19 protein-coding genes and 1 riboswitch are annotated in these 19,222 nt (G+C 58.0%); of the genes, 15 read left to right on the top strand and 4 right to left on the bottom strand.

What is annotated here, in order from left to right; genetic code table 11:
• Nucleotides 1-188 precede the first annotated feature (188 nt).
• From QD461_RS12655 to QD461_RS12640, 4 genes are all read left to right on the top strand, one after another.
• Entirely contained in the window at nt 189-356 is a 168-nt protein-coding gene (locus tag QD461_RS12655; RefSeq protein WP_414088080.1) for a hypothetical protein, read from the top strand.
• A gap of 303 nt (nt 357-659) precedes the next feature.
• Nucleotides 660-950 (top strand): hypothetical protein, encoded by a 291-nt coding sequence (locus QD461_RS12650; RefSeq protein ID WP_184705566.1) that lies wholly within the window; start codon nt 660-662, stop codon nt 948-950.
• A 53-nt stretch (nt 951-1,003) separates the two neighbouring features.
• Entirely contained in the window at nt 1,004-1,546 is a 543-nt protein-coding gene (locus QD461_RS12645; RefSeq protein WP_414088079.1) for a DUF1269 domain-containing protein, read from the top strand.
• Between the two features lie 249 nt (nt 1,547-1,795).
• Nucleotides 1,796-2,911: an FUSC family protein gene (locus QD461_RS12640; protein ID WP_414088078.1), complete on the top strand. Its 1,116-nt coding sequence runs from the start codon at nt 1,796-1,798 to the stop codon at nt 2,909-2,911.
• Between the two features lie 23 nt (nt 2,912-2,934).
• On the opposite strand, the gene manD is transcribed toward QD461_RS12640, so the two are convergent.
• The gene (manD, locus tag QD461_RS12635; RefSeq protein WP_414088077.1) at nt 2,935-4,137 is read right to left on the bottom strand and encodes a D-mannonate dehydratase ManD; all 1,203 of its coding nucleotides are present in this window, start codon (nt 4,135-4,137) and stop codon (nt 2,935-2,937) included.
• Nucleotides 4,138-4,166: 29 nt separating this feature from the next.
• Nucleotides 4,167-5,480, bottom strand: a complete 1,314-nt coding sequence (locus QD461_RS12630; protein WP_414088076.1) for an MFS transporter — start codon at nt 5,478-5,480, stop codon at nt 4,167-4,169.
• Between the two features lie 150 nt (nt 5,481-5,630).
• Between QD461_RS12630 and QD461_RS12625 the strand changes: the two genes are divergently transcribed.
• Together QD461_RS12625 and QD461_RS12620 are read left to right on the top strand one after the other, a co-directional pair.
• On the top strand, nt 5,631-6,368 hold the full coding sequence (locus tag QD461_RS12625; RefSeq protein WP_414088075.1) for a GntR family transcriptional regulator: 738 nt from the start codon (nt 5,631-5,633) through the stop codon (nt 6,366-6,368).
• Nucleotides 6,369-6,519: 151 nt separating this feature from the next.
• Nucleotides 6,520-7,665, top strand: a complete 1,146-nt coding sequence (locus QD461_RS12620; protein ID WP_414088074.1) for an acyltransferase family protein — start codon at nt 6,520-6,522, stop codon at nt 7,663-7,665.
• 98 nt (nt 7,666-7,763) lie between these two features.
• On the opposite strand, the gene QD461_RS12615 is transcribed toward QD461_RS12620, so the two are convergent.
• Entirely contained in the window at nt 7,764-9,002 is a 1,239-nt protein-coding gene (locus QD461_RS12615; RefSeq protein WP_414088073.1) for a hypothetical protein, read from the bottom strand.
• A 163-nt stretch (nt 9,003-9,165) separates the two neighbouring features.
• Nucleotides 9,166-9,383, top strand: a riboswitch (cobalamin riboswitch).
• 251 nt (nt 9,384-9,634) lie between these two features.
• On the opposite strand from QD461_RS12615, the gene nrdH reads away from it, so the two are divergent.
• The 5 genes from nrdH to QD461_RS12590 all read left to right on the top strand — a co-directional run bounded on the left by nrdH (nt 9,635) and on the right by QD461_RS12590 (nt 14,425).
• Nucleotides 9,635-9,853 (top strand): glutaredoxin-like protein NrdH, encoded by a 219-nt coding sequence (gene nrdH, locus QD461_RS12610; protein ID WP_184705580.1) that lies wholly within the window; start codon nt 9,635-9,637, stop codon nt 9,851-9,853.
• Nucleotides 9,854-9,863: 10 nt separating this feature from the next.
• A complete protein-coding gene (nrdI, locus tag QD461_RS12605) occupies nt 9,864-10,259 on the top strand; it encodes a class Ib ribonucleoside-diphosphate reductase assembly flavoprotein NrdI (RefSeq protein WP_184705582.1) in 396 nt (131 codons plus the stop codon).
• On the top strand, nt 10,247-12,400 hold the full coding sequence (nrdE, locus tag QD461_RS12600; protein WP_414088072.1) for a class 1b ribonucleoside-diphosphate reductase subunit alpha: 2,154 nt from the start codon (nt 10,247-10,249) through the stop codon (nt 12,398-12,400). Before nrdI ends, nrdE begins: the two co-directional genes overlap by 13 nt.
• A 24-nt stretch (nt 12,401-12,424) precedes the next feature.
• Nucleotides 12,425-13,399, top strand: a complete 975-nt coding sequence (nrdF, locus tag QD461_RS12595; RefSeq protein WP_414088071.1) for a class 1b ribonucleoside-diphosphate reductase subunit beta — start codon at nt 12,425-12,427, stop codon at nt 13,397-13,399.
• Between the two features lie 264 nt (nt 13,400-13,663).
• Entirely contained in the window at nt 13,664-14,425 is a 762-nt protein-coding gene (locus QD461_RS12590; protein WP_414088070.1) for a glycerophosphodiester phosphodiesterase family protein, read from the top strand.
• A gap of 118 nt (nt 14,426-14,543) precedes the next feature.
• On the opposite strand, the gene QD461_RS12585 is transcribed toward QD461_RS12590, so the two are convergent.
• Nucleotides 14,544-14,822 (bottom strand): HU family DNA-binding protein, encoded by a 279-nt coding sequence (locus QD461_RS12585; RefSeq protein WP_414088069.1) that lies wholly within the window; start codon nt 14,820-14,822, stop codon nt 14,544-14,546.
• A 422-nt stretch (nt 14,823-15,244) separates the two neighbouring features.
• Between QD461_RS12585 and QD461_RS12580 the strand changes: the two genes are divergently transcribed.
• The 4 genes from QD461_RS12580 (at nt 15,245) to kdpA (ending at nt 19,222) form a co-directional block, all read left to right on the top strand.
• Entirely contained in the window at nt 15,245-15,466 is a 222-nt protein-coding gene (locus tag QD461_RS12580; RefSeq protein WP_184707721.1) for a hypothetical protein, read from the top strand.
• 198 nt (nt 15,467-15,664) lie between these two features.
• A complete protein-coding gene (locus QD461_RS12575) occupies nt 15,665-16,672 on the top strand; it encodes a Tim44 domain-containing protein (protein WP_414088068.1) in 1,008 nt (335 codons plus the stop codon).
• Between the two features lie 729 nt (nt 16,673-17,401).
• On the top strand, nt 17,402-17,491 hold the full coding sequence (gene kdpF / locus QD461_RS12570) for a K(+)-transporting ATPase subunit F (RefSeq protein ID WP_184707725.1): 90 nt from the start codon (nt 17,402-17,404) through the stop codon (nt 17,489-17,491).
• A 27-nt stretch (nt 17,492-17,518) separates the two neighbouring features.
• Nucleotides 17,519-19,222 carry a potassium-transporting ATPase subunit KdpA gene (gene kdpA / locus QD461_RS12565; protein ID WP_414088067.1) on the top strand — a complete coding sequence of 568 codons (1,704 nt, stop codon included), beginning with the start codon at nt 17,519-17,521 and terminating at the stop codon, nt 19,220-19,222.

Below are 19,222 nucleotides of genomic sequence, written 5' to 3'. Positions count from 1 at the left end.
GATCTGTGTCAGGTCCGTTTTGCATTTCCGTTGATATTGGCGGTCGGCCCACTTGCACGCCCCCGGTGTGTCGCAGGTCAGATTGAGAGTTCGCTTGAGCGATTTGGGCTAATGGCTAGTCCGAAGGTGACCTCGCTTATGGTAATATTGGATTGGCAAACCGTTTGATCTTCGCTAATCCGGTCTGTATGTCCGATAATGTTGTCAAATTCGAGCGCCGTCCCAAGCCGAAGCCGCCAAGGCAAACACCGCCATGGCTGAAGCGCCTGCTGGTGGCCATTGCCATCGTCCTGTTTTTCCTAGCGGCCTTTGCTTACTTCTCGCTGAAAGGCGGCCCGGCAGGTCCCGCTTTCTAAGGATACGGCATCATTTTTCGATGATTTCCGACATCAGCTGGATGCTCGGCGGGGGCGGTGAATAGCGAATTGCAGCTCTTGGTAGCTTGCTGTTATGTATGCAATCATTGATAAGCGCGCAACCAAGCTCCGTACACGGGTTCGACATCCTTCAGCCCTCGATGTGCAAGCCATGCAATCCGGGCACGCCTGACCTTGGTTAGAGGCACTGGGGGCTTGAATCTGAAATTCCCTCTTCTTAGCTGTTTAGTATTCGAGGCTTCATGAGCTCGATATGCATCACGTCTATTTGGAGTGGTCAAAATGGAAGACAGAACCAGAGTAATAGAAGAGTTGAGCGTTGAAGAACGCGAGGAAATCCTGATCGATGCCGCTTTGACATTGGAAGATGCCGCAAACGAAGCGTTGGTTGAAGGCGACAAGCAGTTCGCGGCGTTTTCGAACAATATGGCCGAGGCGATCCGCATTCACGCGGATGAGCTCGCCCGCGATGATCCGGAAAGTGCAGACAAGGTGCTGCAACAGGCCACTGAGGTCATCTCCCAGTTCAAGGCCAGCCATCCGTATCGAATGATCAGCACGGCTGTTCACTAATCGCGGCGGTGCACTATCTGCCGTCACGTCGACACGACCCTGGAGGATTTTTGATGTCTGAACTCGTGGTGCTTGGTTTTGATGATGCCGACAAGGCGGATGCCGTTCTCAATCGTCTCGTTCAGCTAGAGAAGGAATATCTGATCGATCTGGAAGACGCCGTCATTGCGGTCAGAGACGAAACTGGCAAGGTTCGTCTCAAGCAAAGCGTCAATCTCACTGCTGCGGGTGCGGCAAGCGGTGGTCTGTCGGGTGCCCTTTGGGGATCTCTGGTCGGCCTGCTATTTCTGAATCCGCTGGCAGGCCTGGTTGTCGGCGGCGCGCTCGGCGCGGGATCCGGCGCATTGGCCGGATCGATGGCGGATTACGGTATCGACGACGACCTCATCAAGAAGCTGGCTGACACCATTCCTGCAAAAAGCTCGGCGCTTTTCCTGCTGATCCGCAAGGTCCAGCCTGAGAAGGTGCTGGCCGAGTTCAAGGGCGATCACGCGCGTCTGCTTCGCACCTCGCTTTCGCCGGAGCAAGAAGATCGGCTGCGGCAAGCGCTTCTCGACGATACGCTGACGCCATCCGCCGCCCCAGCCACGGCGTGATCCGCGGATCTCAAGGTTGGTCGCATATTGGAGCCCGTACGACCTCAGCGGTTGTTCGGGCTTTCATCTTATAGAGCCTTGATGGCGTGCGGCGCAGGCCATCTGTACGCGTCCACCTTCTTTCCTACTGGAGAAATTGCTGCCATTGTCTGGCGAAGGTGCGGCTGCTGATGCCGCCACACTCGAAGGGGAGGGGCAAGCCCCCGCACGGCCATTGTCAACACACGTCTACACCCGTGAGGCCGCGCGATGATCGAGCCCGCATCTCGTCAAAGCGGACCTCCGCCTCCACCGAAAACCTCGACGTTTCAAACCAAACGCGCAGCGATACAGGCGTTGCGGGTCATGATCGCCTGTACGGTCACCTATGCTGTTTCACAGTTGCTCCACCTTCAGCAGGGCTATTGGGCCGTGTTTACGGTACTGATCGTCATGCAGGCTTCGGTCGGTGCGACAGCCGGCATGGCCGTCGACCGCCTGGTTGCGACGGTCGCCGGTGCGGTGCTTGGCGGCATAGCCGTGTTTCTGACGCCGCACGAGCCGCTTCCCATAGGGGTCGCACTGATCAGTGTCGTCGGGTTTGCGAGTTTCGTTTCCGTGCGAGCGCCGCGCTTGAAAAACGCAGGTCTGACGGCCGCGATCGTAATGTTGACGCATTCGCAGGCGGTTCCGGTGGAGGTTTTCGTGATTGACCGGATCGCGGAAATCACACTGGGAGGTGTCATCGGCGTGCTCGCCAGCCTCTTCATCCTGCCGACCCGTTCGCGAACCGTTGTGCTCGATCGCTTCGCATCGGCGCTCGATGTGATGGCCCAGATCATGCGGATGCTTGCGGCTGCAGCTGAAAAGGGCGAAGCGGTGTCGGCGGCGGAGGCCAATATCGGGCTGCGACAATCGCTGGTGGCAACGGAAGCGTTGCTGACCGATGCACAGCGCGAGCGATCTCTATGGCTGGCAAAGCAGGGAATTTCCGACGCCATTCCGCGTTCGCTGTGGCGCATTCGCAATGACATGACCTATGTCAGCCACCTGTTCGAAGCGCCTTTTCCCGTTGAAGTGGTCGAGGCGATCGGGCCACAGGCTGCACTGGTTCTGCGCGCCCAAGCCGCCTTTGCCGAGGCTTGCGGGAAAGCACTAAGAGAGGGAGGCGATATCGATTCAGATCGTCTGTCCGATGCGGACAGTGCTTTCCAAGCGGCCTTCGACGCATTTCAGCATTCCGAGGCTGCCCAATCGGTCGCTTTCAGCGACAGCGGGCGTTTGTTCGGCTTCGATTTCACCCTGCGCCGAATACGACAAAATTTCCTCGATCTCGCCGACCGCATCCGAGAAAGCCGCGGTGATGAAAGCGAACGGCCGACTTGAGCACGCCGGCCGTTCGCTGAGCATCACCAACTCCACATGGTTCCATCCGACAGCCGTGCCACGTCGAGATAGGCTCGCCGATAGGGGTATTTTTCAGCAGCCTTCTCATCAATATCGACGCCGTGTCCCGGCTTTTCGCCACTATAGAGCTGGCCGTCCTTCAGATGCCATTCGTGCGGGAAGACGTTCTTCGCTTCATCCGGATGGAAGGCATATTCCTGGATCCCGAAATTCGGCACCCAGCGATCGAAATGCAGCGCCGCACCCATGGTGATCGGCGACATGTCAGCCGCGCCATGGCAGGCGGTGCGGATATGATAGAGGCCCGCAAGATCGGCGATGCGCCGCACATGGGTTATGCCGCCGGCATGCAGCGGCGTTGTACGAATATAGTCGATTAGCTGGTCCTGGATCAGCTGGCGGCAATCGTGGATCGAGTTGAAGACTTCGCCGAGGGCGAGCGGCGTGGTGGAGTGCTGCCGGATGAGCCGGAAGGATTCCTGGTTTTCGGCGGGAACCGCATCTTCGAGCCAGAAGAGCCTGTGGCGTTCTACTTCCTTCGCAAGCGCTGCAGCTTCTTGCGGGGTTAGGCGATGATGAACGTCGTGCAGGAGGTGAAGATCATAGCCGAACCGATCGCGCAGATGGTCGAGAAGCTTCGGCAGGAACCGCAGATAGGTGGGCGTGTCCCAAAGCGTTTCGCGCGGCTTGTCCTCTGCTTGCACGAGCGAGCCGACCTTTTCGACGCCGTAAGTCACCGGTAGGCCAGGAACGGCGCTTTGCACGCGGATCGCCTTCCAGCCCTCTTCCTTGAAGGCGGCAACCTTGTCGGCCGTCTCCTCGATCGTCTCGCCATTTGCATGGGTATAGGCGAGCATATGCGTGCGGCTGGCACCGCCGAGCAACTGGTAGAGCGGCATGTTGGCCGCCTTGGCCTTGATGTCCCATAGTGCCACGTCGACGGCGGCGATCGCCGCCATGGTAATCGGGCCGCGGCGCCAATAGGCGCCCTTGTAGAAATACTGCCAGATGTCCTCGATCTGCGACGCATCGCGGCCGATGAGGCAGGGAACGAGATGATCCTGCAGGTAGGAGGCGACGGCCAGCTCGCGGCCGTTCACCGTTGCATCGCCGATGCCGTAAATCCCTTCATCGGTTTCGATTTTGAGGGTGACGAAGTTGCGCCCGGGCGAGCAGACGATGACCTTCGCATTGGTGATTTTCATGGGAAACCTTTCCTGGTCTTTAAACGAAATCATGCCTTCGGATCGGGGATCTGCTCGATGCGACCGAGGACGAAGACATAGGAGACGATGCCGATCGCCAGCATCACACCTGCCAGCAGGAAGGCACGACTGAAGGATTGCGTGGCGCCGACGATGAAGCCGGTGATGATCGGAGCGGCAATGCCGGTTACGCTGTTGAGGAAGTTCATGATGCCGCCGACGGTGGCGGCACCGCCCTTCGGCGCGATGAGAGCGGGGATAGACCATCCGGCCGGTGCAGCCGCGGCAAGGCCACTCAGAGAGATGGTAATCCAGAGGATCGCCCAATAGGGGTCGGCAGTCAGTCCGGCGCCGACTACGGCCAGACCCATCAGCATGCCGAGGACAATAATCGTCTTGCGTACCCGGGATTCGTCGTGACCCTTTCGGATGAAGTGGTCGATCAGCCAGCCGCCGATCAGAAGGTCTGAAGCCGTGGCAAAGATCCAGGGAATTGTCGTGAAGCTTGCCGACTTCAGAATATCCATATGCATCTCCTTGACCAGATAACCCGGCAGCCAGAAGATGAAGAGGGCAAAGGCGTAGCCGTAGGCGGCAAAGCCGATCGAAAGGCCCCAGACCTTGCGATTGCGCAGGAGATAGCCGAGCATGCCAACCGCATTGGCGGAGGCCTCGCCTTCCTGCGCCGCACCACCGGCCTTCAGATAGGCGCGCTCCTCGTTCGAGAGATTCCCGTCGGCGCCGGGATCGCGATAGAATAGCCAAAACAGTGCGAAGAAAACGAAGCTGATGATCGCCGTGGCGATGAAGCCGCCGCGCCAGCCGAAGTGGAGCATCAGGAAGGCGACCAGCGGAATGGCGATGACGTTGGAGAATTTTGCAGCCGCATCAAAGAGAGCCGTTGCAAGCCCGCGCTCATGGCGCGGAAACCAATAGCCGGTTGCCTTCGAGTTGGCAGGGAAGCCGGGTGTTTCGGCGACGCCGAGAAGCATGCGTGAAAGAAAGAGCGTCTGCATGCCGGTCGAGAAGGCCGTGATGATGGAAGCGACACCCCAGGAGAATGTGCTCCAGCGCATGACGCGCTGGACGCCGAAGCGGTCAAGCAGCATGCCCACGGGGATTTGCAGGAAGCCATAGGTCCAGCCGAAGGCGCTGAAAAGTATGCCCATCTCAGCCGGGCCGATGTGAAAGTCGTCCTGGATGAAGGGCGAGGCGACCGTCAGGTTCACCCGGTCGAAATAGTTGACGAGAACGCCGAGCGCTAACAAGGCGCCGATCCACCAACGGCGATTGGTGGATGGCCGCTGCATCGTCGAGGCAGTGGTTGCGTGTTCGATTGTCATGAATCCTCCCATATGAAATATCACGCTACTAATCTGAAATTTCACATGAGGCAATAATTTTGATATATGGAGCCGAAAGTCAATGCCGATCCAGGTTGATCGGATGTGGGAAGCGACGGCTGAGCCGGGTGGGAAAAGATCGATTGCGCGATGACGAAGACGGAGAAGCAAACCCGGAGCCTGTCAGAGGAAGCCTATGATCGCCTCGAAGGTATGATCGTTTCCACGGAGCTGCAGCCAGGCGCGCGCTACACCATCCAGCAATTGCAGGAGCAATCCGGCCTGGGACGCACGCCCGTTCATGACGCCGTAAAGCGCCTCTCGGCCAACCAGCTTATCTATGTCAGCCCGCGTTCAGGCTTGAGGATCGCGCCGGTCAATCTGGCGCAGGAAAGAACCTTGCTTCCCTTGCGTACGGAAATGGAGGTCATCGGCTGCGGACTGGCAAGCGAACGTGCCACGCCGCAGGACCACAAGATCTTGCGGACCTTCATCACTGAACTGGAGGCTTCAAAGTCGGAGCTTAGCCTGGAGCGCTTCAACTTCACCGATCGTTTGCTCAACAAGGCGATCCTGACCGCATCCGGCGAACCGCTTCTGGCAAATACGCTCATCCCGCTGCAGACACTCTATCGCCGCACCGGATGGATATTCCACACCTATCTCGGCCCCGGCGCATCTATGGCGACCATGATTGAGAGCCACATTTCCTTGCTGCGGCTCATCGTCTCCGGAGATCGCGCGAATACCGAGAAATTCGTCCGTGAAATGATGCAGGACCTGTCGAGCATGCTGCTGCAGGTGCGCCAATCGATCGATCCCGCGACGCTCGATGTGAGCCTGGCCGACATGACCGTGCGAACAGGAATAGCTGGCCCGATCAACTGACGGAGGGCCTTGCTGATCGGTCAGGATGCCGACATCACTGCTTGGCCGCCGCGGGGATTTCGATGGTGCTCGCCGGCAAGCACTGCACGGCATGATTTTTTCCTTCCCTTCTTGGCAATGCATTAAGGGTTGAGGTTGAATATGCTAAACTATGAATAAGGTGCCGCGCAGATACGATCTGGATTTCCTCAGGGTCGCAGCTTTCATGCTGTTGATCGTCTACCACGTCAGCTTGATGTATAATTCGAGAAACTTCCTGCTAAAGGCGCCGGACACCTCTCCTATTTTCGATATTATTCACTTATGGACTCATCCTTGGCGGATGTCCCTCCTGTTCATCATCTCGGGGACTGTGACGGGTATGTTGCTGACGCGGCAATCTCCCGAGGCATTGCGGAGCGCGCGCACGAGACAATTACTGATACCTTTGCTGCTGGGGCTGCTATTTCTGATACCTCCCCAGATTTACGTATGGTTGAATGCCGGTTTGGATGTGAATGTCAGCTTCTACGATGTCGTTTGGCACTACCTCACGTGGACGCCGATACGCCTGCCGGACGGCGAACTGGCGCAACTCGCGGGGATGCAGCATCTTTGGTATCTCGCCTATCTCTGGATCTATACGGCTATCCTGACGCTTGCCGTATCGGCGAGGCCGCAACTCTTGGTTTTTGCTGGTGACAAGCTCGCCTCATGGCTGACCGGAAAATGGCTTCTCATCCTGCCCATCATGTTCTTCGTGCTGCTGCGACTCCTGCTCAGGCCGGTATTTCCGCCGACGTCTAATCTGTTGGGTGACTGGTATAGCCACGCCATCTACATAGCCTGCTTCTTCATCGGAGCGGCACTGGCCATGCGTGATGATTATTGGGATGCGGTTGTCAGCATGCGAAGGCCGGCCTTGTGCCTGGCTTTGGCATGTGCGCCGGTCTTGGCGTTGCTGTTTGTGGCGATGCCGCTGCCGGAGCCTGAAAAATGGCGCCTGGTTGTCGGGCAAGCAATTGCGGGCGTTTTTCAGTGGTGTACCATCGTCGCCGTTCTCGGCTACGCAAGAATCTGGTTCAAAACCGAGAATGCCGTCATCCGCTATCTAAACCGGGCGGTTCTTACCTACTATGTGCTTCATCAGACCGTCATGCTGCTTATCGCCTACGTATTGGATCAGCTCGGACTGATGTCTGCCTCGCTGTTCGTCCCCATCGTCGTTGTTACCCTTGCGATTTGCGCGCTGCTTTATGAGCTGAAGCGGCAGCTTGAGGCTTCCTGTAAAGCGATGTTCACCGCCCGCTTCGCATGATGTCGCGTGGCGATAGAACCGGCTGAGATAGCCGGTTTCTCTCTTGCGTTGGAGCCGCGAAGGTCCTGTCGTGCATTCGCGCTATTAAATGCGCGACCTCAATGGGTGGCGCCGGATCCGCCGGCGGAGACGATGGCAAAGGGCTGCCCCTCTACGTGGATATCGCGAACCTCTTTTAAGGTCTCTCCGTCGACCAGATGCACCTTGCTTTGGCGGGGATCGGTAATGGCGATGAGTTTACCGGCAACAGCCAGGCGCGGCCGTGGATCGCGCCAATGGCCATCCTTGCTGTAGGGTTCGGTCACGCGCTCTGATTTTGCGATCACGCCGTCCACCACGTCGATAAGATGCAGTCTGCCATCTTCCGTCAAGACATAGGCATGTTGCGGCTTGGCAGGATCAAGCACAAAATCCACGCGCCGGGTTGGAAGTTCGATCAGCCTGTAGGGAGTGGTCTTGTCGTCTGGATCGATGAGCACGATGTTCTGCTCGCCGTAATTGCCGAGAAAGAACTGCATAAATGTGCCGCCGAGCAGGGTCGAAACCTTGCCCTTCGGCAATGCCGCACCATAGGCGAGCATCTCCATCTTCGGGCCGTCGACTCCGCCGGGACGAACGATAAACACGCCTTCTTCGCAACCGAAGGCGACCAGCCGGGCAGATGTTGCTTCTCCATGTAGGCCCGTGCAGGTTCCAATTTGACCGACCTGTTTCCCCTCACGATCAAGTATCCGCAGCCCGAGGCGCGGCGGCAATTCGCCTTCCTTCACCGGCGCGTTCAGATCGGGCGCCGACACAAGGAGGTGGTTGCCCATCGGCACCGCGACACCGTGATGGGCGGCGGTCGTGTCAAATGCGCGAATTTCGGGCTTGTTCTGGAGGAGATCCGCCTCCGAGAGGAGGTCGAACTTGCCGCCGCGATCATAAAAGATCGTCACCTCGTTGGCGTGGCTGACCACATGGCCCGGCTTCTCGCCCTTGATCACGGTTGCAATCAGTTTCGGATCGGAAAGGGCGATATCGCGGTGATCGCCATGATCGGAAAGAGATATGCCGGTATCGACTGCTAGTACCACATTCTTTTCGCCCTGTACGGCAAAGACTGTCCTGCCGGATTGGCTGAGCGAAAGGGATGCATATCCTTCGATGTCGAAACGGCCGATCTCCTTGCCGCTCGCGACGTCGATTGCCCGAACCACCGGCAGGCTATGGTCTGCGACGAACAGTCTCCATGTCTCCGATGCGACTTCGTCGTCGGCGAGAGACGAGAATGGCAATAACAATGCGCAGACCAGCGAGGTGGCTGCGAGAAGGTGATTTGAACGAGAGTAAAACATGGATGATCCTTTATGTAATAACATTACATATCAATTGTTATAAAGTAACATCATGGTTGTCCAGCCCCACAGATGCAGGGTTTGGTGGTGCTATCCACACATTATCAACATTCAAATTAAGGCAGGGATGTCGGAACCAGTTGACGCAACTTTAACCTCATATACTATATATAGTGTTCGAGGTTCCTTCGATTCGCAAGAATTGGAGGCTAAGATGGGAATACGGTCGGCAGCCATGATGATTGCCAAGCCGTAGCTGCCCCCGCAACTGTGAGCGGCGAGTGTTCGTTCGAAATGGCCACTGAGACCAGCGTCTTGGGAAGGCGGATCGAATGCTGCGACCCGTGAGCCAGGAGACCTGCCTCGAGCATAACGTCCACGGGCGGGGTGTCCGGATGGCGAGCGAAGGTTCGCGCGGCATGATTGTCGTCGTCTTTGCTCCCGCGAATGCCCCGCATGAATAGCTTCGGGGTGAAGTCCATGTTTTTGAGTACCCATATCCGGCTTCGCGAATGACGGTCGTTTAAGCGACCAGCCGCGAGCTGCATCCGTTTCTGCTGTCATCCCGAATGCGGGCATCCTTTGGTGCCCGGACCCTTTTGCACGCCTATATATAGATACGAGGACATCCAATGGTTACCGTCTACAGCAAGCCCGCCTGCGTACAATGCACTGCGACCACCCGCGCTCTCGACCGCCAGGGCATCGATTACACCATCGTCGACGTTTCCACCGACAGCGAAGCCTACGAGCTGGTGCAGGGCCTCGGCTACCGTCAGGTTCCGGTCGTTATCGCCGGCGAACAGCATTGGGCCGGTTTCCGTCCCGACATGATCAGCGCCCTCGCCTGAGGACTTGAAGGTGGGTGAGCTCGTCTATTTCTCCAGCAGATCCGAGAACACCCATCGCTTCGTTGCCAAGCTTGGCTTGCCGGCCGCTCGCATCCCGCTTTCAGCGGGCGAGGAGCTTAGAGCTGCCCGTCCGTACGTTCTCATTGTCCCGACCTATTGCGGCGAAGGGGGCAAAGGTGCCGTGCCCAAGCAGGTCATCCGCTTCCTCAACGATGCGGATAACCGATCAAATATCCGCGGGGTCATCGCCGCGGGCAACAGCAACTTCGGGGCGACCTACGGTATCGCCGGCAGCATCATCTCCGACAAATGCAAAGTGCCGTTTCTGTATCGGTTCGAGCTTTTGGGGACGGCGGAGGATGTTGCCAATGTCAGACACGGATTGGAACGATTTTGGACACGCTAACGCTTGACCGGCCAGCAAAGGCCACGGAAACGGCACTGGACTATCACGCCCTCAATGCCATGCTGAACCTCTATGACGAGCAGGGTCAAATCCAGCTCGACAAGGACCGCATGGCGGCCAAGCAGTATTTCCTTCAACACGTCAACCAGAACACTGTGTTTTTCCATAACCTGCGGGAGAAGCTGGATTATCTGGTGACTGAAGGCTACTACGAGCAGGAGGTGCTGGATCAGTATTCCTTCAACTTCGTGCGCGATCTCTTCGATCATGCCTATGCGAAGAAGTTCCGTTTTCCGACGTTCCTCGGTGCGTTCAAATATTACACCAGCTACACGCTGAAGACTTTTGACGGAAAGCGCTATCTAGAGCGCTATGAAGACCGTGTCTGCATGGTTGCACTGGCGCTCGCCCGCGGCAGCGAGCAGCTTGCACGCGACATGGTGGACGAAATCATTTCCGGCCGTTTCCAGCCGGCGACGCCAACCTTCCTCAATGCCGGCAAGAAGCAGCGCGGCGAGCTAGTTTCCTGCTTCCTGCTGCGTGTCGAAGACAATATGGAGTCGATCGGTCGCGCCATCAATTCCGCGCTGCAGCTCTCCAAGCGCGGCGGCGGTGTGGCACTGTCTCTCACTAATATTCGTGAGGCTGGCGCCCCGATCAAGCACATCGAAAATCAGTCTTCTGGCATCATTCCCGTCATGAAGCTGCTGGAAGACTCCTTCTCCTACGCCAATCAGCTGGGTGCAAGACAAGGGGCCGGCGCCGTCTATCTGAACGCCCACCACCCCGACATCATGCGTTTCCTCGACACCAAGCGCGAGAATGCCGACGAAAAGATCCGCATCAAGACGTTGTCGCTTGGCGTCGTCATTCCCGATATCACCTTCGAGCTCGCGAAGAACAATGACGATATGTACCTGTTCTCGCCCTATGACGTGGAGCGTGTCTACGGCGTGCCGTTTACCGAAATTTCGGTGACGGAAAAGTACCGCGAGATGGTAGCCGACAGCCGCATTCGCAAGAAGAAGATCAAGGCGCGCGACTTCTTCCAGGTGATTGCCGAAATCCAGTTCGAAAGCGGCTATCCCTACATCATGTTCGAAGACACGGTGAACCGCGCCAACCCGGTCGCTGGCCGCATCACTATGAGCAATCTCTGCTCGGAAATCCTGCAGGTGAGCGAAGCGAGCGAATTTAGCGACGATCTCTCCTACAAGCACATGGGCAAGGACATCTCCTGCAATCTCGGCTCGCTCAACATCGCCGCCGCAATGGACAGCCCGGATTTCGGCAAGACGATCGAAATGTCGATCCGCGCGCTGACCGCCGTCTCCGACATGAGCCACATCTCTTCTGTGCCCTCGATCGAGAAGGGCAACGACGACAGCCACGCCATCGGCCTTGGCCAGATGAACCTGCACGGCTATCTCGCCCGCGAACGCATTTTCTACGGTTCCGAAGAAGGCGTCGATTTCACCAACATCTATTTCTACACCGTGACCTATCACGCCGTCCGCGCCTCCAACTTGCTCGCAGTCGAACGGGGCCAGAGCTTCAAGGGCTTCGAGAATTCGAAATACGCCTCCGGCGAATATTTCGACAAATATACCGGACAAGAATGGAAGCCGGCGACCGCGCATGTGGCCGAGCTGTTCGAAAAGGCCGGCATTGCCATCCCGACGCAGGAAGACTGGTTGGAACTGAAGAAGGCCGTGATGGAAGGCGGGCTCTATAACCAGAACCTGCAGGCCGTGCCTCCCACAGGCTCGATCTCCTACATCAACCACTCGACCTCTTCGATCCATCCGATCGTTTCCAAGATCGAGATCCGCAAAGAAGGCAAGATCGGCCGCGTCTACTACCCGGCCGCCTTCATGACCAACGATAATCTCGACTACTACCAGGACGCCTACGAGATCGGACCGGAAAAGATCATCGATACCTATGCGGCGGCCACGCAGCATGTCGATCAGGGCCTGTCCCTGACGCTGTTCTTCCGCGATACCGCGACCACCCGCGATATCAATAAGGCGCAGATCTACGCCTGGAAGAAGGGTATCAAGACCATCTATTACATCCGTCTTCGTCAGATGGCGCTGTCCGGCACCGAGGTGCAAGGCTGCGTTTCCTGCGCCCTCTGATTTCCGGTTTGAAAGGACATTCCCGTGAACATGCAATTCAAGCCGGCAAGTCGTATCCGTGCGATCAACTGGAACCGCATCGATGACGATAAGGATCTCGAAGTCTGGAACCGCCTGACCGGCAATTTCTGGCTGCCCGAGAAGGTGCCGCTGTCGAACGATATCCCATCCTGGGCGACCTTGAAGCCGGAAGAGCAGCAGCTCACGATCCGCGTCTTCACGGGCCTGACCCTGCTTGACACGATCCAGAACGGCGTCGGTTCGGTCAAGCTCATGGCCGATGCCGCGACGCCGCATGAAGAGGCCGTTCTTTCGAACATCTCCTTCATGGAAGCGGTGCACGCGCGTTCCTACTCATCGATCTTCTCGACGCTTTGCCTGACACCCGACGTCGACGACGCCTATCGCTGGTCGGAGGAGAATGAATTCCTGCAGCGCAAGTCGGCGCTGATCTTGGAACAGTACGCATCCGGCGATCCGCTGAAGAAGAAGGTCGCCAGCGTCTTCCTCGAAAGCTTCCTGTTCTATTCGGGCTTCTATCTGCCGATGTTCTGGTCGAGCCGCGCCAAGCTCACCAACACTGCAGACATGATCCGTCTCATCATTCGCGATGAAGCCGTGCATGGCTACTATATCGGCTACAAGTTCCAGCGGGGACTGGAGCGGCTTTCGGAAGAGCGCAAGCAGGAGATCAAGGATTTCGCCTTCGACCTGCTGCTCGAGCTCTATGACAACGAGGCAAGGTACACCGAAGCGCTCTATGACGGCGTCGGCCTCACCGAAGACGTCAAGAAATTCCTGCATTACAACGCCAACAAGGCGCTGATGAACCTCGGCTACGAGGCGCTGTTCCCTGCGGAGGCCTGCAAGGTCAATCCGGCGATCCTTTCGGCGCTCTCGCCGAATGCCGACGAGAACCACGACTTCTTCTCCGGCTCCGGCTCGTCCTATGTCATCGGCAAGGCCGTTGCCACCGAGGATGAGGACTGGGCCTTCTGAGGAGCCGACCTGGCTGCTCCGTGACATGGAATGCCTGATGATTTCCAATCGCAGCCATGAGGCTGCGATTGTCCTTTTTCGGCGAGCTTTGCGGCCCAACGATGTGCGTCGTGCTTTGCAGCTCTGACAAAGTCCTGTGCTACGCCCGGTTCGGCGCAAGAAAAGGACGTGTCATGAACTACATCGACTATATCGCGCGATCCCGCGCGCGACTGCGCGATCATCGTTCATCGCGGGCTCTGGCATGCGGCGCCGGAAAACAGCTTGCTGTCGATAGAGCGAGCGATTTCTGCCGGCTATGGCGTGGTCGAGATCGACATAAGGCGCAGTAGCGACGGAGAGCTTGTTCTCCTGCACGACGATACGCTCAAACGAATGGCAGGCCTCGATAAACAGCCCGAGGCGCTAACTCGGCAGCAATTATGCAGCCTTCACTTGCGTGATCGCGATGGGGGCGAGGGGAACCCAATGACGGCAGAGACGCTGCCGAGCCTGAAGGAGGTCTTCGATCTGACGCGAGATCGAGTTTTCCTCCATCTCGACGTCAAGTACAGGGATTTGATCCCGGAAGTAATCGTATGCGCCCACGCCATGGGCGTCGATCAGCAAGTTGATTTCTGGGCCAATCTGAAGACGAAGGAGGATCTGGCATGGATCCGCGCCAATGTCTCGTCGCAGGCCGTCCCTTTCATCGCGAAGACCCGCCTCGAGGCACCGGATGCCGACAGTCAGTTGGACCTCTTGCTTCAACTCAATCCATTCCTATGCGAAATCTATTTCGACAGGCTGGAACAAGTTGCCGAGCGCCGGGTACTTTTCAAGCAGGCCGGCATTGCGCTCTGGGTCAATACGCTGGACGCGGTTTCGTGTGCCGGTTTCACAGACTCCGCTGCATTGCAGGATCCGCAAGCGGTCTGGGGCCGTTTGATCGACGCCGGCATTTCAGCGATCCAGACGGATGAGCCTGCAGCTCTAAGAGCCCATCTTGATAACCGCCGACCATCTGCTCGCGGCAGGTTGAGCTGATCTTGTCGCGCTCCGGCGAGATCGCGTCCGCCGTATCAAGTCGCGAATGCTGACGGCCGGCCCACTCCGCGAGGGCCGGCCGTCTGACGCATCGAGCCTCAATGGCTCAAAGCTGGCATTACTTGTTAAGTGCGTCCTTCAAGGCCTTTGCCGGCGTGAAGGTGAGCTTCTTTGCTGCTGCAACCTTGATGGTCGCGCCCGTTCCCGGATTGCGAGCTTCGCGCTCCGGCGTGTCCTTCACCTTGAACTTGCCGAAACCCGGAATGGAGGTCTCTGCGCCGGAAGTAGCTGCTCCGATAATAGATGCAAAGACGGCTTCGACGATTGCCTTGCCCTGAGCCTTGGTCAGCTTGTGATCAGCGGCAATCTTGTCTGCGATTTCATTGGTGGTGGTCATGATGCTTCCCCGCATTGGTTACGGAGGAATCATTTCCATTGCAGCCGTTCATTGTCACGAGGCCTGTTGATCTTTAGGGGCTCGAAAGGGCGTATTTCCACAATTTCCAGCGTCCGCAAGGTTCGCCACGGCCTTCTGCCGTTCCAATTTCGGGAAATTGTCAGTTTTCGTCGCCCTGGCGGGAGGGCGCAGTTTCCCTCGCTGTTCTACCCTCTCAAGCCGGTTTGGGGCGATCTGCCGTCTTGACGGGTCGCGCTTGTTGACCGATCGGCTTGCCATGATACCCCTTATCCCAAAAGGAAAGGCTAGGTCATCAGCAGCGCGGTCGGTCCCCAGGCGACGGCGCCATCATACTGGCCTTGCTCCACATGAGTGTGTAGAGGCTGATTGCAGCGAGTGAACACAAAGGAGCACGACTGATCATGGAAGAGGCGATGAAGATCGACAATCGCGGCGACTTCGGTCTGTGGGCCATCGAGGTCGCAAAGCAGATCGTCAGCGGCGAGGGCTTCGAGTTGGCCAGGGCAGCACGTGACGGCACGGATGACGATGTCCGCGCGGCTGGCAACGCACTTGGACAGGCAATCACCAACGCGCTGATGGAGGTGTATGACGGATTGCTCGAAGGCGCCGAGGAAAACTAGGCGTCTGTCCGTTGGATTGCCAGTCGGCGCCAGCACGGGATGCCTCGACATTTTCGGGGCTTTCGCGGCAAAATCCGCCGAACTTTCCGGCTCAAAACGCGCTGCGGTTTGAAATTTGACGGCACACCAACTTACAATCGCAGTTCGGCATCCCCATATGGTGCTGAATTCCATTTTCGCTCAATCAGAGGAGAGCCAATGCTGAGTGCAGTTCCCCGTTTTGCCAAGATCGCAGCCATCGTCCTGCTCGCTACAGCTTCCACGGTAGCGACCTTCGATGTTGCCGACGCACGCCGTGCCGGCTCGAGCGGGTTCGGCAGCCGCGGAACGCGGACGTTTGACGCGCCCGCCACAACGCGAACGGCTCCGACGCAGGCCGCTCCGATCGATCGGACGATGACAACCAGACCTCAGCAGCCCGCCGCGCAGCAGCCGGTCGGCGCGCCGCAGCGTCCCGGCTTCTTCGGCGGATTTGGCGGATCGATGATCGGCGGCCTGCTCGCCGGTGGCCTGCTCGGTATGATGCTCGGCCATGGTTTCGGCGGCGGCTTCGGCTTCCTTGGCATGTTGCTGCAGATCGGTCTGATCATCGCTGCCGTCAGCTTTGCCATGCGCTTCTTCGCAAACCGCCAGCGCACGCAATATGCGGCACCGGGAACGGGTTCGCCCTATAATGTGAACGCGATGAACAATGCCGGCACCTCGCCGCGTCCGTCCTTCTCCATTCCGACGATCGGTGGTGGTGCGATGGCCGGCGCTGCTCAGAAAGCCCGACAGGCCGAGGACGAAATCGGATTGCAACAGGCCGATCTCGATCGCTTCGAGCGGCTTTTGACCGAAGTCCAGTCTGCCTACGGCAAGGAAGACTACGCGACCCTGCGCCGGCTGACTACGCCGGAGGCAATGTCCTACCTTGCGGAAGAATTGGGCGAGAATGCCACCAATGGCGTACGCAACAGTGTAACTGACGTTCGCCTGCTGCAGGGTGATATCGCCGAAGCGTGGCGCGAGGACAATGCCGAATACGCGACGCTCGCGATGCGCTATTCCAGCATCGACGCCATGCTCGATCGTACGACGGGCAAGCTCGTCGACGGCGACGATCACAAGCCATCGGAAACGGTTGAGCTCTGGACCTTCGTGCGCAAGCCCGGTTCGGACTGGACGCTTTCGGCCATCCAGGGCACGGATGCTGCGCACGCTTAAACTGGCTGCCTGGAATTGATTTGCGCCCGCCCTTGCAATCTTTGAGGGCGGGCGCCACTGTCTCAGCGGGTTTTTCGCTGACACGCTCATCGGTCTTTCTTTTTTAGAGCGTCATTCTTTTCGGCTAGCTCCACCGTCTGGGAGCCCGGAGCATCCTTGTCAGGCGAATGCACGGCGGCCACTTTCCGCGCGTAGATCCTCCCCGCATTCCTCCATTCAAGCTCTTGAAGCGCTCAATTATCCTGTCGTCACCTTCGTCGCGCTGGGAACGCCGATATGCGGCTTTTCCTTTGGACGTGATCCAGATCGCCCAATCCAGTGAAGATCGCTTCGCTGAGCGCGCCTTTCCGTGCAGTTCGCCGCGGCGCTTTTCGCGCCGAGGTCCTTAAGTGCAGGCCAGGTTATAAAGACGCGGTCGCCAGCCCGAATGACCGGAGCTGGCATTTATAAGATTTTTATATCTTTGCTTTGGCGCCCGTCTCGAACCTTAATGCCATTCGGCCGCATATTGTCGATGGAAGATGCACGCGAAGTGTTCTTCTCCCTTGGCAGAAAGAAAAGAAGCGCTGTTCATCTGCGGCGCTCCCCATCGCTTCTGCACTCAACAATAACAATCAAGGATTCGCGATCGATGATGGACATTTTTCTTGTCGGGATCGGCGTTTTATTTTTCCTCCTCTGCGTCGCTTACACTAAGGCCTGCGACAGCCTCTAGCCGGAGAGACGACAATGCTTCTCGATTACATTCTCGGTGGCGGCGTGACGCTCTTTCTCACCGCCTATCTGGTCTATGCTCTCATTCGCCCCGAGCGCTTCTAACAGCGCTGGATAGGGAAAGTTACTTCCATGACCCTCAACGGATGGCTCCAGATCCTGATTTTCATCGGGATCCTCCTTCTGCTCGTCAAACCGCTTGGCGGTTACATGACACGTGTGTTTACCGGCGAGCGCACACTCCTTTCTTATGTCCTCGGTCCTGTGGAGCGAGGACTTTACCGCTTGGCCGGCACGGACGAACGTGAAGACCAGCATTGGACGACCTACTCGGTTTCGCTGCTGCTGTTCAGCCTTGCTGGCTTCATCGTTCTCTATGCGCTGCAGCGACTGCAGGCCGGCTTGCCGTACAATCCGGCGGGCATGACTGCGGTCGGTCCTGAACTGTCCTTCAACACCGCTACGAGCTTCGTCACCAATACCAACTGGCAGAACTACGGCGGCGAAAGCACGATGTCCTACCTCGTGCAGATGGCAGGTCTGACTGTGCAGAACTTCGTGTCCGCAGCAACCGGCATTGCCATCGCCATTGCGTTGATCCGCGCATTCGCGCGTGCTTCGGGCAAGGCGATCGGTAACTTCTGGGTCGATATGACCCGTGCCACGCTCTATGTGCTGCTGCCCATCTGCATCGTGCTGACGCTGGTATACGTCTATCTCGGCGTTCCGCAGACGCTTGGCCCCTATGTGAACGCGGCGACCCTCGAAGGCGCTCAGCAAACGATCGCCGTTGGTCCCGTCGCATCGCAGCTTGCCATCAAGATGCTAGGCACCAATGGCGGCGGCTTCTTCAACGCCAACTCGGCGCATCCGTTCGAAAATCCGGACGCAATCTCCAACCTCATCCAGATGCTGTCGATCTTCGCGATCGGCGCGGCGTTGACCAACGTCTTCGGTCGAATGGTCGGCAGCCAGCGTCAGGGCTGGGCGATCCTGGCTGCAATGTGCACTCTCTTCATTGCAGGCGTTATCATCACCTATTGGGCTGAAGCTGCCGGCAACCCGCTGGTCCATGCGCTCGGCATCCAGGGCGGCAACATGGAAGGCAAGGAAGTTCGCTTCGGCATTGTCGCCTCCTCGCTGTTCGCCGTCATCACTACGGCTGCGTCCTGCGGTGCGGTCAACGGCATGCTCGACAGCTTCACCGCTATCGGTGGCCTGATCCCGCTCATCAACCTGCAGCTTGGCGAAGTTATCATCGGTGGCGTCGGCGCCGGCTTCTACGGCATCGTGATGTTCATCATCATCGCCATCTTCGTTGCAGGGCTGATGGTCGGCCGTACGCCGGAATATCTCGGCAAGAAGATCGAAGCCAAAGAAGTGAAGATGGCGATGCTCGCCGTGCTTTGCCTGCCCTTCGGCATGCTGATCTTCACTGCCATTTCTGCCGTGCTGCCTTCGGCAGTGGCTTCCGTCGGCAATGCCGGCCCGCACGGTTTCTCCGAAATCCTCTATGCCTACAGCTCTGCTGCGGCAAACAATGGTTCGGCCTTTGGCGGTCTTTCGGGCAACACGCCTTGGTTCAACATCACGCTCGGCCTCGTCATGCTGATCGGCCGCTTCCTGGTCATCGTTCCGGCACTTGCCATTGCCGGTTCGCTGATCACCAAGAAGACGGTTCCCGCCTCGGCCGGCACCTTCCCGACCGACGGACCGCTCTTTGTCGGCCTGCTCGTCGGCACGATCCTGATCGTCGGTGGTCTGACCTTCTTCCCGGCGCTTGCGCTTGGACCGATCGTCGAACACCTCGCGATGATCACCGGTCAGGCCTTCTAA

It is taken from the genome of Rhizobium sp. BR 314 (genome assembly GCF_047445805.1).
GTDB lineage: Bacteria > Pseudomonadota > Alphaproteobacteria > Rhizobiales > Rhizobiaceae > Rhizobium > Rhizobium lusitanum_B.
Note: the sequence above shows the minus strand (reverse complement) of the source record. Positions and strands in the feature narration are given on the sequence as shown.

Coding starts and splice junctions, on each gene's coding strand:
- QD461_RS12655 (WP_414088080.1), top strand. CDS start 189: ATGTCCGATAATGTTGTCAAATTCGAGCGCCGTCCCAAGCCGAAGCCG.
- kdpA (WP_414088067.1), top strand. CDS start 17,519: ATGACCCTCAACGGATGGCTCCAGATCCTGATTTTCATCGGGATCCTC.
- QD461_RS12625 (WP_414088075.1), top strand. CDS start 5,631: ATGACGAAGACGGAGAAGCAAACCCGGAGCCTGTCAGAGGAAGCCTAT.
- QD461_RS12640 (WP_414088078.1), top strand. CDS start 1,796: ATGATCGAGCCCGCATCTCGTCAAAGCGGACCTCCGCCTCCACCGAAA.
- manD (WP_414088077.1), bottom strand. CDS start 4,137: ATGAAAATCACCAATGCGAAGGTCATCGTCTGCTCGCCCGGGCGCAAC.
- QD461_RS12575 (WP_414088068.1), top strand. CDS start 15,665: ATGCTGAGTGCAGTTCCCCGTTTTGCCAAGATCGCAGCCATCGTCCTG.
- kdpF (WP_184707725.1), top strand. CDS start 17,402: ATGCTTCTCGATTACATTCTCGGTGGCGGCGTGACGCTCTTTCTCACC.
- QD461_RS12585 (WP_414088069.1), bottom strand. CDS start 14,822: ATGACCACCACCAATGAAATCGCAGACAAGATTGCCGCTGATCACAAG.
- QD461_RS12580 (WP_184707721.1), top strand. CDS start 15,245: ATGGAAGAGGCGATGAAGATCGACAATCGCGGCGACTTCGGTCTGTGG.
- QD461_RS12650 (WP_184705566.1), top strand. CDS start 660: ATGGAAGACAGAACCAGAGTAATAGAAGAGTTGAGCGTTGAAGAACGC.
- QD461_RS12620 (WP_414088074.1), top strand. CDS start 6,520: ATGAATAAGGTGCCGCGCAGATACGATCTGGATTTCCTCAGGGTCGCA.
- nrdH (WP_184705580.1), top strand. CDS start 9,635: ATGGTTACCGTCTACAGCAAGCCCGCCTGCGTACAATGCACTGCGACC.
- QD461_RS12630 (WP_414088076.1), bottom strand. CDS start 5,480: ATGACAATCGAACACGCAACCACTGCCTCGACGATGCAGCGGCCATCC.
- QD461_RS12615 (WP_414088073.1), bottom strand. CDS start 9,002: ATGTTTTACTCTCGTTCAAATCACCTTCTCGCAGCCACCTCGCTGGTC.
- QD461_RS12645 (WP_414088079.1), top strand. CDS start 1,004: ATGTCTGAACTCGTGGTGCTTGGTTTTGATGATGCCGACAAGGCGGAT.